The organism is Pseudoalteromonas luteoviolacea, assembly GCF_018100925.1.
GTDB classification, from domain to species: domain Bacteria; phylum Pseudomonadota; class Gammaproteobacteria; order Enterobacterales; family Alteromonadaceae; genus Pseudoalteromonas; species Pseudoalteromonas obscura.
In genome coordinates, this window is the sequence record NZ_JAGJEH010000002.1 from 25658 (window position 1) to 42442 (window position 16785).

The following is a 16785-nucleotide window of genomic DNA, read 5'->3' on the forward strand; positions in this document are numbered from 1 at the left end:
GAAGTGGAGATTTGATGTTGAGAAGTCTTGGTATAGCAACTGTGTTGAGTTTAACGATGTGCTTAGGTGCTTGCAGCGATCCTAAAGAAACGATTAATCTAGCGCAATTTGATAAGCAAATCCGTGCTTTGAATTGGTTTTCTGCTGGTAGCACGAATGCAGTTGTTGAGAAGGTTATGCCTTTCGATGAAGCCTACTTATCTCGTCGTCATACGTTACTTGAAAACCTCGACCATACAAACCTTAGTCTTGATAATGAACACACATACGCCTACCTCCAAATTCAGCAGCGATACCCGGAGCGGTATCTGATATGGCCTGCCCAAATTAATGTGCTAGAGTCGGCGGTAAAACACTTTTCTCACGAAGAAATAGATGCTTGGTTATCTCTGGTAAAGTTGAAACTGAAAACGGGTAGAGAAAGTAAAATTTTACTATCGCGTATTGAAAAGGCACAGATTTTATCTTATCTAGAATCCACATCTTACAATAGTAAAGCCGTTCGCGAACTAGCGCGCTATTTACACAATTATAATACCCGTTCAGGGGTCGGTTTATATCAACACCCGAACGGAAAAGAGTGGTATCAGAGCAAAATAAATTACTATACTGGGATTGTATATGCGCCCCACGAACTGGCGGACGTTTTGAGTCAGACAACACAGAAAATTTCCGAACCAATTCGCCTTAATTGGCAAGCCAATGAAGAATTGCTATCAAGGCCAATGGCATTGAGTCTGCTGGGTGATAAGTGCAAGCCTGTTGCTGGTATGAATTGGCGAGATCTATTTATCAATATTCGTAAAACGGTATCAGAGTGTGGGTCTTTACTAAATAAAGAGCAACTGTCTATTGCGGCGACGCTCGCAGAGGTGGACATTGGTGTACATATGTTTGCTTGGTCTCAACAGCAAGCAATGCATAGGTTACAATCACGTTTAGTGATAGATGAAGCGCAAGCCTATGCGTTACTAAAAAATATTGTATTTTTCCCAGCTACAACACTGGCCTATTTACCTCATTTTAAGCATCTGTAAGAACTTTTGCGGGGCTGCATTGACTGCATCTTTGGGTAGCTGGATCTTGCTCTAAAAGGGGTTCTTCAATTTCTTGTTCGCAATCACAACAAAAACCAAATTGACCGATGTCGATTTGACACAATGCTGCTTCAATTTGCACAAGTCGCTGGTAGCTAGGGAACTGGCTTGGGCAAATCTTCTCATTAATACTATCTATCCAGTCTGTCGGTGACGTACTTTCTAGCACTTCCGCGAGTTCTAGAATAACTGGATTCGTGTTGGTTTTTAAGTCTTGGATAAAGCTTGTTCTAGTCTGAACAAGCTCGTTCCGTAATTTTACTTGGCATTGCTTTAGTAGATTTTCATTCATGGGCAGGTTCTCCTCTGAATGCCCATTATCTAATGCAATCAGTTAGATGTTATGATTTGAATCAAGTGACGGAGATTTTGCGTATTTCTGAAGCACGGTAACTACATCTGATTTTGTTTTTAAACGTTTAATTTCTTCAAATAAACAATGTGCTTCAGGATATTGTAACTTTAAGTAGCCTAACCATTGTTTGGTTCGCGCAGAAAAATACTTTTCGCTGACATTCTCGTCCTGATGCATCGATGAGTTGAGAATATGGTACACAACTTCTTGCCAGCTCAGGGGGCGGTATATTCTATTGCTAACATGTGCTTTGATTTTTGCAGCTAGGTCGGGTGTTGCGAGTGCGCCTCGACCAAGCATAAGATCTTCACATTGACTTTGCTGTTGGCATCTTAGTGCATCTTCTACTTGCCATATTTCACCATTAGCAACAACAGGTATGGAGAGTCGTTTGAGCAATGGCGGGATCTTCTCCCAGTATGCTGGGGGTCGATAACCATCTCGTTTTGTTCTTGCGTGAATAGCTAAGCTTGATGCACCTGCGCTTTGCACGGCATCTACAATCTCGGTACTGTTGGCGTCATCATCAAAGCCCAATCTAATTTTTGCGCTGACAACGTGTTCTTCTGGGACCGCTTCTCTAACAGATTTGATGATTTGGTAGATTTGTTCGGGCTCTTTAAGTAAAACGGCACCGCCTTTACTTTTATTTACTGTTTTTGCTGGGCAGCCAAAATTGAGGTCAATACCGTGAGATCCCAGTTTAACAGCTTTTCGGGCATTGGTTGCGAGTACGTGTGGTACTTGCCCTAACAATTGGATCCTTACAGGTGTTCCTGCACGGGTAAAACCACCGTTCAGCAATTCTGGGCAGTAGCGCACGAATACTCTTCTTGGCAATGTTAAGTCAACAACTCGAACAAACTCGGTGACACAAAGGTCAAACCCACCGAGATCTGTCAGTAATTCACGCATTTTAAAGTCGACAACGCCCTCCATTGGGGCCAATATAAGTTTCATCAGTACTGCACCAAAATAAAATTCGCGCTATTCTATATGAGATGGAGCGAATTATTAATATAAATCTTATCTGTTCCTCATACACTAACTGCCCATTTGTGTGGCTCTACACTCAAAATAGAAAAACTTTGAAATTAGTTTTTAGGTAATAGGGTCTATTAAACGAACCCGAATTAATGATTGAGAGAAATAACGATGAATACAGTAAAGAAAAATTCCTTAGCGTTAACATTAACAGCTGCAGTTGCGAGCACGGCAGCACTTGCGTCAAGTGAAGCAAATGCAAACCCATTTTCGTACGAAGTACTCACAGCTGGTTATCAACTAGATGCGAGTGAAGGTAAGTGCGGTGAAGGCAAATGTGGCGGTGATGCTAAAAATAAAGAAGGCAAGTGCGGCGAAGGCAAATGTGGCGGTGATGCTAAAAGCAAAGAAGGTAAGTGCGGCGAAGGTAAATGTGGCGGCGCAAAGAGTAAAGAAGGCAAATGCGGCGAAGGTAAATGCGGTGGCGCAAAGAGCAAAGAAGGTAAGTGCGGCGAAGGTAAATGTGGCGGCGCAAAAAGTAAAGAAGGTAAGTGCGGCGAAGGCAAGTGTGGCGGCAGTACAAAAAATAAAGAAGGTAAATGCGGCGAAGGTAAATGTGGTGGTAGCCACTAAACTAAATTTGGCTACTTTGTAGAGATAGGAACTGACAACGTGATAACGAAAGATACTTTTGGCAATGTAGGGCTAGGGCTGCGCAGAGAAATGCTCGATGATGTACTCAGTGCTCCTCCAACGACTGTAGATTTTTATGAAGTGGCTCCAGAAAACTGGATGACGCTAGGCGGAAAGTTTGCAGCTCAGTTTGCTCGTTTAACCGAGCAGCATAATTTTGTTTGTCATGGACTATCGTTATCACTAGGTTCTTGTGACGCACTTGACACTAAGTTTATAGCTGAACTTAAAGTATTTTTTGATCAGCATGATATCAAGTGCTATAGCGAACATCTCAGCTATTGTTCGGGCAATGGGCACATGTATGACTTGATGCCCATTCCATTTACAGAAGAGGCAGTATTACACACAGCAAAACGGATCGCTGAAGTACAAAACCGCCTTGAGAGGCGAATAGCTGTAGAAAACGTTTCTTATTACGCGGCCCCTGGTCAAGAGATGAGTGAAATAGATTTTACCCTTGCGGTTTTGCAAGAGGCAGACTGTGATTTACTTTTAGATGTAAACAATATTTATGTGAACTCCATTAACCATGGCTACGATGCTGAAGCTTTTCTTGCCGCATTACCATCTGAGCGCATTGCATATGGGCATATCGCAGGGCACTATGTTGAAGCACAAGATTTACTGATCGATACACATGGCGCTGAGGTATGTGATCCAGTGTGGCAACTTCTGCAAAAAGCGTACAATATCCATGGCGTGTTCCCAACTTTACTTGAGCGGGATTTTAATCTTCCTCCAATGAACGAGTTGCTTACAGAAGTAGAACAAATTCATCAAGCGCAATTATTACATCAGAATGAACAAAGGGGTATTGCCTAATGTCGTTTCATCAAGTGCAAGCTGATTTTGTCGCGCATATCAAGGACCCTCAAAACTTTGAAAAGCCGTCTGATGTCGAAGACCGAAGAATGCAAGTTTACAGAGAACTATTCTTCAATAATGTTGAAGGGTTTATTGCTTCCGCATTTCCCGTTCTGAAAAGCTTATACGATAACGATGATTGGCTGGCTCTGGTTAGGCAGTTTTTTGCTCAACACAAATGTGAAACGCCATACTTTTTGGAGATCAGTCAGGAGTTTTTAAGATATTTAGACGAAGAGTATAACACCACCGAAACAGATCCTACTTTTATGTACGAATTGGCTCATTATGAGTGGGTTGAACTGAATGTCTCGATATTAAAACGTGCACAAGATGATGGCCTTTTTGAGGAAGAGATTGACGAGTCCGTCCCGCTATATTTATCGAGTGTTGCTCAATGTGTGCAATATACTTACCCAGTGCATCAGATACAAATTGATTTCCAACCAACTGAGCCTGAAGGGGGACCTTTTAGCTTTGTTGTGTATAGAGACTCAGATGAAGAAACGCGATTTATTGCCCTCAACCCGATGACAAACCTACTGCTGGCTAGCATTGAGCTAAGCCCTGGCATATCGGTATCCCAACTTAGCACTCAATTGTCTGAGCAAATACCTGGATTTACAGCTAAGCAGCTTGAAGTAGGCGCTTTGCAAACCCTACAGCAGTTTACACAGTTGGGTATTGTTGTTGATAAAGTCGACAGTTCAACTTTATTGAAAGCTTAAGTTCTATTATTATATAGCTGCGAATCGTGCTAACTCCTTGTTTTTCCTTTAATAGGGTCAAGGCTATATTTTTTAAGGTAACCCTTATGTCAGATACTGAACGTAAAGATCCATTCAATGTGAAGTACTTTTTTGCTTTTTTGGTCTGCTTTGTTTTTGTTGGATGTCTAAATGCGATCCTTGGTTGGATGACTTTAGGAAGTTAAAGGCTAGATTATCCTCCTATAGAGGGTGAAATTTAATTCGTGGGTCACTTCTTCATCTAGATTGGCCCATTTATTGAGCCCTTTAGCGTTTTTTCTTCGATTTTTCTCCATTGCCATTTAAACTCGATCCTTTCTTGTTATAATCATCTCCTTTCTAAAATAAATCTGAAAAACGAACGATTATGACACAACAAAATTTGTCTTTGATCAAAAATAGCATCGCTACAGTACCTGACTATCCAAAAGCAGGCATTATGTTTAGAGATGTAACAACTTTACTCGCCAGCCCAGAAGCCTTTCAAGCGACAATGGATGCATTTATTGATGCGTACAAAGGCCAAGGCTTTGATAAAATCATTGGTACTGAATCTCGCGGGTTTATTTTTGGTGCGCCCTTAGCACTAGCGCTTGGTATCCCTTTTATACCTGTCAGAAAGCCAGGCAAATTACCGAGAGAAGTTATTAGCCAATCTTATCAACTAGAGTATGGTGAAGACACATTAGAACTGCATAAAGATGCTATTGAAGAAGGTGACAAGGTATTACTTGTTGATGATTTGTTGGCTACAGGTGGCACCATTGAAGCAACAGCAAAGTTAGTTTCACGTTTAGGTGGTACTGCAACCGATGCTGCCTTTGTTATTTCATTGCCAGAATTGGGCGGTGAAGAGCGTGTTGCCGCATTAGGTATTAATATTCTAAAATTAGTAGAGTTCGACGGCGAGTAACATTAATGAGCTATCAGGTCTTAGCAAGAAAGTGGCGACCACAGTCATTCCATGAAATGATGGGTCAGGAACACGTAAAGCAGGCATTGATTAATGCCTTGAATGAGCAAAGGTTACACCATGCTTATTTATTTACTGGCACCCGGGGGGTGGGCAAAACGACTATTGCTAGGATCTTTGCAAAAAGCCTGAACTGTGAGTTAGGCATATCTTCCACGCCTTGCGGCCAATGTGGGACGTGTGAAGAAATTGAGTCAGGCAAGTTTATAGACTTGATTGAAATTGATGCGGCTTCAAGAACAAAAGTCGAAGATACTCGAGAGATTTTAGACAATGTTCAGTACGCCCCGACTCGTGGGCGTTATAAAGTGTACTTAATTGACGAGGTTCACATGTTGTCAAAGCATAGTTTTAACGCTCTGCTAAAGACATTGGAAGAACCTCCTGAACATGTCAAATTTCTGCTTGCTACCACCGATCCTCAAAAGTTACCTATTACGATATTGTCTCGGTGTTTGCAATTTAATTTAAATGCAATGGCTAAAGGCCAAATTGTAGAGCAACTATCAAAGATATTGCCTCAAGAAAACTTTCAATTTGAAGAAGAGGCATTACATATTTTAGCAAAAGCTGCAGATGGCAGTATGCGTGATGCGTTAAGCTTGACTGATCAAGCTATTGCGCAAACAAATGGTCATTTGACAGTCAATGCGGTTCAGCAAATGCTGGGGCTTATGGACAGCGCTCATGCGATGCTATTAATGAGTGCGGTGCTTTGCCAAGATGGCAATGCATTGATGGCAGAGATTGACAATATTGCACTTAAAAACGGAAACTTTGCTAGTGTGATAGATGATTTAATCGCTCTTTTGCATGTTATCCAGCTTACTCAATTGGTACCGCAAGCAGCTCATGTAGGCCAGTTTGATCAACAACAAGTGAAAACATTGGCAGAGCAAATCTCAGCGCAAACAGCGCAGTTGCTATATCAATTGCTTTTGACTGGTAAAAAGGATTTAAATTGGGCGCCAGACGCAAAGCTGGGTTTCGAAATGGTTATGCTTAGGCTACTCGCGTTCGAAGGTAGCGATTTTGCACAATCAAATGCGCCAATGCAGACTGCGTCAACAAGTCAGCCTGTGGCAAAAAAATCTAAAGCAGGTGCTTTGCGGGATATACTAAACAACAATCAAAAAAAAACAGTTATCGAGCCGCATGTAGTTAATTCTGAGCAGTCACAAGCTGCGTCTAGCAATATATTACAGACACAGCCAGCGGATCTGTCACCGGTAGAATCATCACTGAATACAGTAGCTCCGGCGACACAAATACCAAATACGCCGCAGACTATGCCCGTGGAACAGTCGCCAGCAGAATCTTCACTGACTACGGAAACTCAGGCCTCACAAATATCACATACACAGCAGTCGGTTCCGGTTCAAGCTGCACCAGCACAGGTGCCAACATCTCAGAATACACAGCTTCAGCCCCCGCAGGAGCGTGCAAATGCAGCGGCGGGACAATCCGTTAGGACGCCAGAGTCAGCAAAGTTGGATTCTGCACCGCCGGTACAAAGTGCTATGCCTGAGTATGAGCAACAGTACAATGACATTATGGCACAGGCAGCTGCGCAGGGATTTAATGAACACGCTCAGCAGCCGAGTTACTCTAGCGATAATTCAGAAGTTCAGAACACAGTGCAAAGTGAGGCTCCAACTGGGCAGCTATATGCACAAAAGCAAGGACAAGCACAATCTGCTATCGCAAAAATCTTACAGAACAGACAAATCTCTGGTGCAGGTAAATTGCTTGGAGGCAATGATACGCCAAAAAAGCTTGAATCAAGCAATCGCGATACTCAGGGGCAATTGCCACCGTCAAATATCAGTAGTAATACAAATCGTGATATACCGGTATCGAGAACTAAAGTGGAACAATCTCAGGCTATATCAAATCTCAGTGATCAGCCAGTGGTAGCGAATGTCCCCCGCAGTGAGCCGCCAAGTCGTCTAAAGAAAGTTGAAATTACGGAGCGATTTAAAAAAGATGAGAGTAAGCTTGCGCCAGAGTTGCTGGAGCAGCTATCTCCTCAACCCGTAAAAGAAGAAGTACAGGAACATGTCATTGAAATGCCTATTCCTGAAAACTTTACAAGCCCAATAAGCAGTTTAAAATTTGCCTATGAAAAAGATGACTGGGCAAACTTGATTGAAAAGATGGCATTGAGTGGTCGAGTCAGGCAGTTTGCTTTGCATGCCATGTATGAAAAACAAGGGAGCGTTTGCGTATTGCAAGCGGAACAAAGTCAACAGCATTTAGACTCCCCGATGTTGCGTGATAAATTGCAACAGTCTTTCTCTCTGACATTAAATGAGCCAGTAGAATTGAGAATGGAATTTATCGACAAGGTACAGGCAACACCGTTTTTGATCCAACAAGAAATTGATCAACAGCGCTACCTAGAAGCGGTTGATGCTGTCAATTCAGATCCGATCATCCAAACTATGGTTGCCGAGTTTGATGCAGTGGTCAACGAAAAATCGGTAAAGGCATTGTAATTGGTTACAATAGCCCTTATCTTTTAGCCAATTAAATTATTGAAGTAAGAGAGCACACTATGTTTAAAGGTGGAATGGGCAATATCATGAAGCAAGCTCAGCAAATGCAAGAGCGCATGGAAAAAGCCCAAGAAGAAATCAAAAGCTTAGAAGTAACAGGTGAAGCAGGTGCTGGCCTTGTAAAAGTAACTATGCTTGGTAGCCACAATGTCCGTCGTGTAGAAATTGATGAAAGTCTGATGGAAGATGACAAAGACATGATCGAAGATTTGCTTGCGGCAGCAGTAAATGATGCAGTACGTCGTGTTGGTGAAGAAACGCAAAAGCGTATGTCTGAAGTAACCGGCGGTATGCAAATGCCTCCAGGCTTCAAAATGCCGTTCTAATTTAGATATTAATAACTTATACAAGTTATTTGTAGCGGTCCAATTTGCTTACTGGCGAATGAGTGAAACTACTCAAATGGACCGCTTTATCCTCTCATCTAAGTATCGCTCTAGATAAACAGGCATGCTCATGTCTCGTATCCTTTTCCCTAAAGACTTTAGATATATAATCGGTGCATCCTTGATAATGATAGGGTGTATGTTACTTGGCTTTATTGGCGTACCTATTGAACGACTGGGAATAGTTGCGCTAGAAGAAGACTATCTCATTGGTATTGTTACAGCGCCATTTGTTCATGGCTCTTGGTCACATCTAAGTGGCAACCTTATTGGTTTGTGGATTTGTGGTTACATTGCAAGTAGGCAACCAAAGTTCAAAAGAGTCAGCGTCGCTATCGTAATTATGACTGGTGCCTTGGTGTGGCTTTTTGCCGGAGATGGCAATCATATTGGCTCGTCAGGTGTGGTGATGGGGTATTACGGTTATTTATCCGGCGTCGCTGTATTCCAACGTCACCTTACAGGCATTATCAGTTTAATCGCACTTGCAATATTGACGTATTTAGCAAATATAAACCTTTTTGGAACACTGTTTAATTTCTCCGAAAATATAAGCACTGAAAGCCATCTGTTTGGTTTTTTAAGTGGCTTGTTGTTAGCGTATGCCATCAGGTCATAACGTTGGAAAAACTTAGCTAAGAACGAAAACTAAACACTGTTCGGCTATTTTCTGACAAATAGATAAGGTTGTAATTTAGATGTCTTTCAATCGGGCGTTTGATCCCTTATGATCGCATTTTATTAAGAAAAGTCAGTGGTGTTTTCACACCTATTTGAGGATATATGCAGTTATCACCTAAATTGGCAGCCTTAGTCGAAGCGCTAAGATGCTTACCAGGAATTGGTCCTAAGTCTGCACAGCGAATCGCATTTCATTTGTTGGAAAGAGACCGAGATGGAGGGGCTCAATTAGGCAACTGTTTAAGCCAGGCAATGCAGGATATTGGTCACTGTGAATCTTGCCGAACGTTCTCTGAAACTCCGGTGTGCGATATTTGTCAGAGTGTAAAGCGTCAGGATACAGGGTTGCTATGCATAGTTGAGTCACCTACAGATGTGCTTGCGATTGAGCAAACTGGTCAATATACCGGGCTATACTTTGTGCTTATGGGTCACTTATCTCCACTCGATGGAATAGGCCCACAAGAGATCGGTTTAGATAAGCTTCAGCAAACATTACAAAAGGGCCAGATCCAAGAAGTTATTCTTGCGACAAACCCTACTGTTGAAGGGGAAGCAACAGCTCACTATATTGCAGAGTTGTGTAATAATCTCAATGTTAAAGCGTCGCGCATAGCGCATGGAATGCCTGTTGGTGGTGAGCTAGATCTGGTTGATGGCATGACGTTAATGCATGCATTTTCCGGCCGAAAAGTATTGTAAGTATTACATTTTTTTCTTAAAAGATTAAGAAAAGAGCGACTTGAGGATGGTTTTTGAGCTGTGCTTGGCGTGCAAGTATATTTTGTTTAAAAGTTGTAAAATTAAAAGTTGCAATTCGGAATAGAGAAATTTATTATCGTGTGACTGATAGTATTTAAACGATTTGCGTGGCTCAAAGCATTGTTATTTAAACTCACTTTTTTTGGAGTAGAGCTTAATTAATGCTAATGCATTACAAAGAATGTGGGTAAATTGAACACGCTATCTTAGCTAGATACATATAAGGTTTTTATTGTGATAATGCTCATCGCTGCTACATTGCTTTATGTTCTTGTTATTGCCATTTGCTTTACTGTGATAGTGAAAGGCCACAGTTTGAATTTTATCGAAAAGAGAATAAAGAATGTAGTTGTAAAAGAAACAACTGTGGAAGATAAGGATATTTCTGAAAAAGAATATCATCAAGCATACGAGATCGTAGATGATTTAGCCGTTGTATTGGAATGTAATAATGATATGGTCAAATACAATGGTGTCAAAAGTGTGTTTAAGCGAGTTGAAGCCTTTAGGGATCAAAAACAGCATACAGAACACGAGCAGGCAGCACCTGCAGCTGAAGAAACAACAAAAAATAAAACAGCCAATTTGTGGGTGGTTAAATAGCATTTTTCGCAATGACTGTGCTGTTGCTAAATACGACCCGTATTGAGCTGGGTGATTAACAAGAAAGTGACTTAGATATTATCGGAAAAGTCTTTTCAAATACTGGTGTCAATAGGTATACCTTGCTCTGGTTTGAAATAACTGGAGGCAACCTGAAAGTATTAGCAAAATTTTATGAATGAGTTTTTGGGTATAATTTCTTGGATTATCGTAGGGCTTCAGTTTTCGGTACTAGGATGCTTTCTTTACCTTTTTAAAGAGCGTCGACGAGAATTAATTTTTGGCGGCAGTAAAAGTTTAAAAAATAAATCTGATCACGAGCTACACTCTTGTTTTTTAACAACCATAACCTCAGTGTTTTGCCTTCTTCTTTTTGAACATCTACTCAATAGCTTACTTGACCTGCAAATAGACAAAATGGTGCGTAGGCAAATATTTTATTTTATTTCCGCATGTGGTAATGCGTCGTTTATCATAGCACTGACTTTATTACATGCGATCAGAGGGTGCACCTTCTCCCCAGTTGCAAGGTACTCTTGTTACTTATTGCTGATTGGTATGGTGTTAAAAACAGCACAGTTACTGATGGCTGGTTATTTAGATATAACCTCATTTAAACACTATTATTCAATTTTGGTATTGATGACAATCGTCTTGCAACTTTTCCTTATCGCAAAATATCCGTTTGATGTAATAATGAAAAGAAAATACGCAAAGGAATGTTAGGATGCCATTTTTAATTGTACTGCTTTTAATTCACTGTTTAGTGATCTGCTTTATTCTCGCTGCGATTATTAACGGCCATTCACTGTCTAAATTTGAAGAGAAGATCCGTGAGCTATTTATCAAACCTACGGGCAATGAGGAAGTGCCTGAGGAGCTCTATGACGAAGCGTATGAGATTGTAATGGATTTGGGTAAAGCGCTTGAGATCGACAATGACATGACTAAACATGACGCTGTTCAAATGGCATTAAAGCGGGTGGAAGATTTTAGAGATGACTCTAAAGACTACCAACTCAAACAAAACAATGACGAGCAAGAAAAAGTAAAATTAAAAGTGATTAAGTGAATTAATTGCAGGGGGCTAGTTCGTTTAAAAGCCTCTAGACTTTATCATTAGCCAACCTTTTTGTTTTCGATGCTGGCGTGTTTATCTAAAAATGGTTCTAAATCTCTCAGTAAAATCTTTCCGCAACTGTCAAAGTTGACGTCTTTCCCTCGTTTAAACCACCCTAAATGACAAATAAATAATAAACTTTCTTTTGCAGTTTGAATAAATTTTGATTCAAAGTCTTTACTAAACGGCTGGCTGCTATCTCTTTGGGGTGCTTCAGTGGTTAAAGTGGTCGGATTGGGTTGGTCCTCGCCAGTGATCAGCCAACAGGCGTGATTTTCTGTCAATGGGTGCGTAAAGAACTTTTCAATCACGGACAAAGTAGGTTCCCTTTCTCCCTTCTCATACTTGCGATAGGAGGCTGTAGGTATATCTAATATCTCAGAAAAACTGATTTGAGATTCTTCCAATGAAACCCGTAGTTGTTTCAATCTTGTAGCAAAAGATGTTGACATATAACCCAATCCGATCAATTATTTACTCAGTTGACCCAGATAGCCTACATGAAATGATATAAGTTGTCTAATTGGGTCGGGGTTAATTTTAATCATTTTTTCTGATGTACGTATCTAGTGAGCGCATTATTTGCTCAACATGTACTTTTAAATTCAATGTCAGAACAATGATATAAATAATATGGATATGTTATGAGTATAATCTCTAGAAATGAGCGCTCTCGAAGAGCACAAACGCAAGACGCAAAGCGCTATATTCAAATGACAATACGTAGAATGCGTCAAGATATGAACTTGACTCAAGCCCAGTTAGGTAAAAGCTTAGTAACGCCTGTCGATCAGGCGACTATCTCCAACTGGGAATCTGGTAAAACTGAGCTATCTGCATCGCAACTTTTGGATGTGATGATGTTATTTGGTAAACCAAACTTTCTCATGCTGCTGGAACAATGTGATATTGCTGAAAGTGCTTTTGATAACCAGAAAACAGCTTAGTCCCCTGACTCACATGATTTAAGTCACTGTGCTATCTCATTAGGTAGCACAGTTAAACTATGACAATTAGATCCATGAATCGTCACAACCTACCAAGTAGAAAAAAATTTTTACTTTCCTCTTGAAAAATGACATCGAAGCACAATATATCGTTTCATAATACGATTAACAGCTTAAAACCCTGTATACCAAATAGATTAGGATATGATCGATGTCTGATATTAAAAACAAAGAAAATCATCAGTTTGGAACAGATGTAGGTAAACTATTAAACCTTATGATCCACTCTTTATATTCAAATAAAGAGATCTTCTTACGTGAACTAGTTTCAAACGCTTCTGATGCAGCTGACAAGTTACGCTATCTAGCTTTGCAAAATGGTGACCTTTATGAGGGTGATGCTGAGCTTAAAGTAAGAATCAGCGCTGATAAAGATGCTAAAACAGTCACCATTTCTGATAATGGTATTGGTATGACCCGTGACGAGGTGATTAACTCTCTAGGCACAATAGCAAAATCAGGCACAGCTGAGTTTTTTCAAAATTTAACTGGCGATCAAGCTAAGGACTCACAGTTAATCGGTCAATTTGGTGTAGGTTTTTACTCGGCATTTATCGTCGCTGATGACGTTACAGTGCGCACACGCAAAGCGGGTGAGCAGTCAGCTGTTGAGTGGCAGTCAAAAGGTGAAGGTGAATATAGCCTAGCTGAAATCGAGAAAGCTGACCGAGGTACCGAAATTGTTTTGCACCTTCGTGAAGAAGAAAGCGAGTTTTTAGACGAATTCCGCCTACGTTCAGTTATTACTAAATATTCAGACCACATTTCAATCCCTGTAGAAATGTTCAAAGCACCTGTCCCTGAATCGGAAGGGCCGGACGGTGAAAAAATTGAAGCTCAACCAGGTGAGTGGGAAGCAATTAACCGAGCAACAGCACTTTGGACACGTGATAAGTCAGAGATCTCAGAAGATGAGTATAAAGAGTTCTACAAGCATGTTGGTCATGATTGGGAAGAGCCATTAACGTGGGCTCACAACAAGGTAGAGGGTAAGACTGAGTACACTAGCTTATTGTATATTCCTAAGAAAGCCCCATTTGATATGTGGAATCGCGATCGTCAAACTGGGCTAAAATTATACGTCCAACGTGTATTTATCATGGATGACGCAGAGCAGTTTATGCCGAGCTATTTGCGCTTTGTAAAAGGCTTACTTGATTCTAATGATCTGCCATTAAACGTGTCACGTGAAATCTTGCAAGATAACAAAGTGACTCAGGCAATTCGTAAGGGTTGTACGTCTCGTGTGTTGAAAATGCTTGATAGAATGGGTAAAAACAAGCCTGAAGAGTATCAAACATTTTGGAATGAATTTGGCCAAGTTATCAAAGAGGGCCCGGCAGAAGACGCTGCAAACAAAGAAGCAATTGCTAAGTTACTTCGTTTTAGCTCAACACATACAGATGAAAGTACACAAAACGTCGCATTATCTGAATATGTTGAACGTATGCAAGAAGGACAAGATAAAATTTATTATGTTGTTGCAGATAGCTTCGCAACAGCTAAAAGCTCTCCGCACCTTGAAATTTTCCGCAAAAAAGGCATTGAAGTCTTACTAATGTCGGATAGAGTCGATGAGTGGATGATGGGGCACCTCACTGAGTTTGACGGTAAGCAGTTGCAGTCTATTACACGTGGTGACTTAGACTTAGGTGACCTTGAAGATGAAGAGTCGAAAAAAGCGCAAGAAGAGAGTGAAAAAGAGGTTGCTGGACTAGTTGAGCGCATCACTGAGTCACTAGGTGACAAAGTGAAAGAGGTACGCTTCACGCACCGCTTAACAGATTCCCCAGCTTGTGTGGTTGTCGATGACCATGATATGAGCTCACAAATGCAGAAGCTAATGGAGTCAATTGGTCAGTCAGCGCCAGAGAGCAAGCCAATTTTTGAGCTTAACCCTGACCATCAGCTAGTTAAGCACCTGAACGATGAGCAAGATGAAGACAAGTTTGCTCAATGGTCAGAAGTATTATTAGATCAGGCATTACTGGCTGAAAGAGGTAGCTTAAAAGACCCTGTTGGCTTTGTAACACGCTTAAACAAGCTTATGCTAGATTTGAGCAAGTAAGAGAAGTTACACTCTACAATGAGTTATAGAAAGCGCCCAACTGCTCAGGTTGGGCGTTTTTTATTACGCTTTTTAAAATCTACTTTAAATTTTTGTGATTTAGAGTGTATCTAGTGACTTTATCACATCAGCATAGTTGGGCTCAGAAGCAAGGTTACTGATGAGCTGCTTATATTTTACTTTATGCTCTTTATCTAGGATAAATACGGCTCTACTTAATAAACCCATATCTTTAATCAACAGGCCATATTGCTCTCCAAAGTTTCGCCATACTGCATCGGATAACGTTTGAATTTTATCAACGCCCTCTTGCTTGCAGAAACGTTTTTGAGCAAATGGTAAGTCAGTACTTATTGTCAACATCACAATATTTGGATACTCAGATGCCACTTTTTCATTAAAATATTTGGTTTGTAAGCTACATATACCAGTGTCCAAGCTAGGAACGACACTGATGACAACAGCTTTTCCATCAAACTGTGATAGCGACACAGGCGTAAAATCGGCATTAACTACTTTAAAGCTCGGTGCTTGTTCACCGACTGCGACGCCTGAGCCAAGTAAAGTGACGGGCTTACCTCCAGCTGTAACTTTACCTTTATCTAATTGGTTTTCGCCAAGCGTTGCACTGGCTGAAAAACAGCTCAGCGCGAAAATGGCTGTTGTAATAAAGGGAACTCTACGCATAACGTATTCCTTTTTAAATTTTTCGCAATTCACGACAGTGTATTATACTGATTTTATATAACCAAGCTTTGGTAGTAATTTGGATTGTAAATTAATCATGCATTGATTAACATATTTAATCTAAACACTGCTGTTTGATAACTATAATTAGAATTTTGGGTATTGTACCCAATATATAGAGAGCTTTTATGTCAACACCCATCCTAATCTGTGATGATTCCAAACTAGCAAGACGGCAACTTGCACGGTCTTTGCCTGATGACTGGGATATAAAAGTTGAGTTTGCAGAGCACGGATTGGACTGTATTGAGAAAATAAAACAGATTACGCCTGAAATTTTGTTTTTAGATCTCAATATGCCACATATGGATGGTTATGAAGTATTGCAAGCGATACAAGAACAAGGACTGAATGTTCTGACTGTTGTTGTATCAGGAGATATACAACCCAACGCCCATCAACGTGTGATGGAGCTTGGGGCGATAGATTTTATTAGAAAACCGTGTGATGCAAAAAAGCTTGAAGAAATTATTACTCAGCATGGGATCAAAGACAAAGCGATCCGCGAGAGCTTAGTTCACAAGCTTGGCGAGCAAATTGAACCTGAGCTCAGAGATATTTATCAAGAAATTGCAAATGTAGCAATGGGACAAGCTGGCGACTTGTTGGCTAGGTTACTCAATGTTTTCGTGGAATTGCCAATACCAAATGTCAACGTCTTAGAAGTCAACGAATTACATATGGCCTTGCAAGCAATAGATGCAAATGCCTCTACATCTGGTGTATGCCAAGGCTTCATTGGTGGTGGTGTGTCGGGAGAAGCATTGCTGCTATTGAATGATTCTAGTTTCAAAGAAATCGCGTCTTTAATGAAATATGAAGGAGAGTTGAACCAAAAGGTTGAACTCGAACTGCTGATGGATATTAGCAACATATTGATTGGTGCGATATTAACAGGCCTCTCTAAACAGCTCGATATGCCATTTAGCCAAGGACATCCCGTCGTTCTTGGACAACACTGTGAGGTATCTGAGTTGGTAAAAGCCAATAAAGCAAGGTGGCAGAGGACCCTAGCAATTGAAATCAGCTATGGAATTGAACACCATAATATTAACTGTGACTTGATGCTACTATTCACTGAAGACTCTTTGAAGACGCTAAAATTTAAAGTCGCATACTTATTAGAAGATTAGAA

18 protein-coding genes are annotated in these 16785 nt (G+C 40.7%); 14 read left to right on the forward strand and 4 right to left on the reverse strand.

All coding sequences use genetic code 11. The features are described from left to right. Nucleotides 1-14: 14 nt before the first annotated feature. Nucleotides 15-1037 (forward strand): hypothetical protein, encoded by a 1023-nt coding sequence (locus tag J8M00_RS03050; RefSeq protein ID WP_211008899.1) that lies wholly within the window; start codon nt 15-17, stop codon nt 1035-1037. Here J8M00_RS03050 and J8M00_RS03055 read toward each other — a convergent pair. Both J8M00_RS03055 and J8M00_RS03060 read right to left on the reverse strand, forming a co-directional pair. Then, nucleotides 1024-1389: a conjugal transfer protein TraR gene (locus J8M00_RS03055; protein ID WP_211008900.1), complete on the reverse strand. Its 366-nt coding sequence runs from the start codon at nt 1387-1389 to the stop codon at nt 1024-1026. The two genes, J8M00_RS03050 and J8M00_RS03055, sit on opposite strands and share 14 nt — an antisense overlap. A 42-nt stretch (nt 1390-1431) precedes the next feature. After that, nucleotides 1432-2412 (reverse strand): tRNA-dihydrouridine synthase, encoded by a 981-nt coding sequence (locus J8M00_RS03060; protein WP_211008901.1) that lies wholly within the window; start codon nt 2410-2412, stop codon nt 1432-1434. Between the two features lie 195 nt (nt 2413-2607). On the opposite strand from J8M00_RS03060, the gene J8M00_RS03065 reads away from it, so the two are divergent. The 10 genes from J8M00_RS03065 to J8M00_RS03110 all read left to right on the forward strand — a co-directional run bounded on the left by J8M00_RS03065 (nt 2608) and on the right by J8M00_RS03110 (nt 11780). Next, on the forward strand, nt 2608-3069 hold the full coding sequence (locus J8M00_RS03065; RefSeq protein ID WP_211008902.1) for an HvfA family oxazolone/thioamide-modified RiPP metallophore: 462 nt from the start codon (nt 2608-2610) through the stop codon (nt 3067-3069). Between the two features lie 39 nt (nt 3070-3108). Beyond that, on the forward strand, nt 3109-3954 hold the full coding sequence (locus J8M00_RS03070; protein ID WP_284138606.1) for an HvfB family MNIO-type RiPP peptide maturase: 846 nt from the start codon (nt 3109-3111) through the stop codon (nt 3952-3954). Continuing rightward, entirely contained in the window at nt 3954-4724 is a 771-nt protein-coding gene (locus J8M00_RS03075; protein ID WP_211008903.1) for an HvfC family RiPP maturation protein, read from the forward strand. The genes J8M00_RS03070 and J8M00_RS03075 overlap by 1 nt, the downstream gene beginning before the upstream one ends. Before the next feature lie 388 nt (nt 4725-5112). After that, nucleotides 5113-5658 carry an adenine phosphoribosyltransferase gene (apt, locus tag J8M00_RS03080; protein WP_211008904.1) on the forward strand — a complete coding sequence of 182 codons (546 nt, stop codon included), beginning with the start codon at nt 5113-5115 and terminating at the stop codon, nt 5656-5658. 5 nt (nt 5659-5663) lie between these two features. Beyond that, on the forward strand, nt 5664-8216 hold the full coding sequence (dnaX, locus tag J8M00_RS03085; protein ID WP_211008905.1) for a DNA polymerase III subunit gamma/tau: 2553 nt from the start codon (nt 5664-5666) through the stop codon (nt 8214-8216). A gap of 59 nt (nt 8217-8275) precedes the next feature. Next, nucleotides 8276-8602: a YbaB/EbfC family nucleoid-associated protein gene (locus J8M00_RS03090; protein WP_010368987.1), complete on the forward strand. Its 327-nt coding sequence runs from the start codon at nt 8276-8278 to the stop codon at nt 8600-8602. A 130-nt stretch (nt 8603-8732) separates the two neighbouring features. Further along, nucleotides 8733-9281 (forward strand): rhomboid family intramembrane serine protease, encoded by a 549-nt coding sequence (locus tag J8M00_RS03095; protein ID WP_247687213.1) that lies wholly within the window; start codon nt 8733-8735, stop codon nt 9279-9281. 164 nt (nt 9282-9445) lie between these two features. Continuing rightward, nucleotides 9446-10045, forward strand: a complete 600-nt coding sequence (gene recR / locus J8M00_RS03100; protein ID WP_211008907.1) for a recombination mediator RecR — start codon at nt 9446-9448, stop codon at nt 10043-10045. Between the two features lie 294 nt (nt 10046-10339). Further along, complete coding sequence (locus J8M00_RS03105; protein ID WP_211008908.1) at nt 10340-10708, forward strand: hypothetical protein; 369 nt, start codon at nt 10340-10342, stop codon at nt 10706-10708. A 727-nt stretch (nt 10709-11435) separates the two neighbouring features. Next, nucleotides 11436-11780, forward strand: coding sequence for a hypothetical protein (locus tag J8M00_RS03110; protein ID WP_211008909.1), 345 nt, complete (start codon nt 11436-11438; stop codon nt 11778-11780). Nucleotides 11781-11827: 47 nt separating this feature from the next. Here J8M00_RS03110 and J8M00_RS03115 read toward each other — a convergent pair whose 3' ends face one another. Then, nucleotides 11828-12280, reverse strand: a complete 453-nt coding sequence (locus J8M00_RS03115; RefSeq protein WP_211008910.1) for a helix-turn-helix domain-containing protein — start codon at nt 12278-12280, stop codon at nt 11828-11830. 192 nt (nt 12281-12472) lie between these two features. Between J8M00_RS03115 and J8M00_RS03120 the strand changes: the two genes are divergently transcribed. Next, the gene (locus tag J8M00_RS03120) at nt 12473-12775 is read left to right on the forward strand and encodes a helix-turn-helix domain-containing protein (protein ID WP_211008911.1); all 303 of its coding nucleotides are present in this window, start codon (nt 12473-12475) and stop codon (nt 12773-12775) included. 211 nt (nt 12776-12986) lie between these two features. After that, a complete protein-coding gene (gene htpG, locus J8M00_RS03125; RefSeq protein ID WP_211008912.1) occupies nt 12987-14903 on the forward strand; it encodes a molecular chaperone HtpG in 1917 nt (638 codons plus the stop codon). 99 nt (nt 14904-15002) lie between these two features. On the opposite strand, the gene tpx is transcribed toward htpG, so the two are convergent. After that, nucleotides 15003-15590 (reverse strand): thiol peroxidase, encoded by a 588-nt coding sequence (tpx, locus tag J8M00_RS03130; protein WP_211008913.1) that lies wholly within the window; start codon nt 15588-15590, stop codon nt 15003-15005. Nucleotides 15591-15778: 188 nt separating this feature from the next. Between tpx and J8M00_RS03135 the strand changes: the two genes are divergently transcribed. Continuing rightward, complete coding sequence (locus J8M00_RS03135) at nt 15779-16783, forward strand: response regulator (RefSeq protein WP_211008914.1); 1005 nt, start codon at nt 15779-15781, stop codon at nt 16781-16783. The last annotated feature ends 2 nt before the right edge of the window (nt 16784-16785 follow it).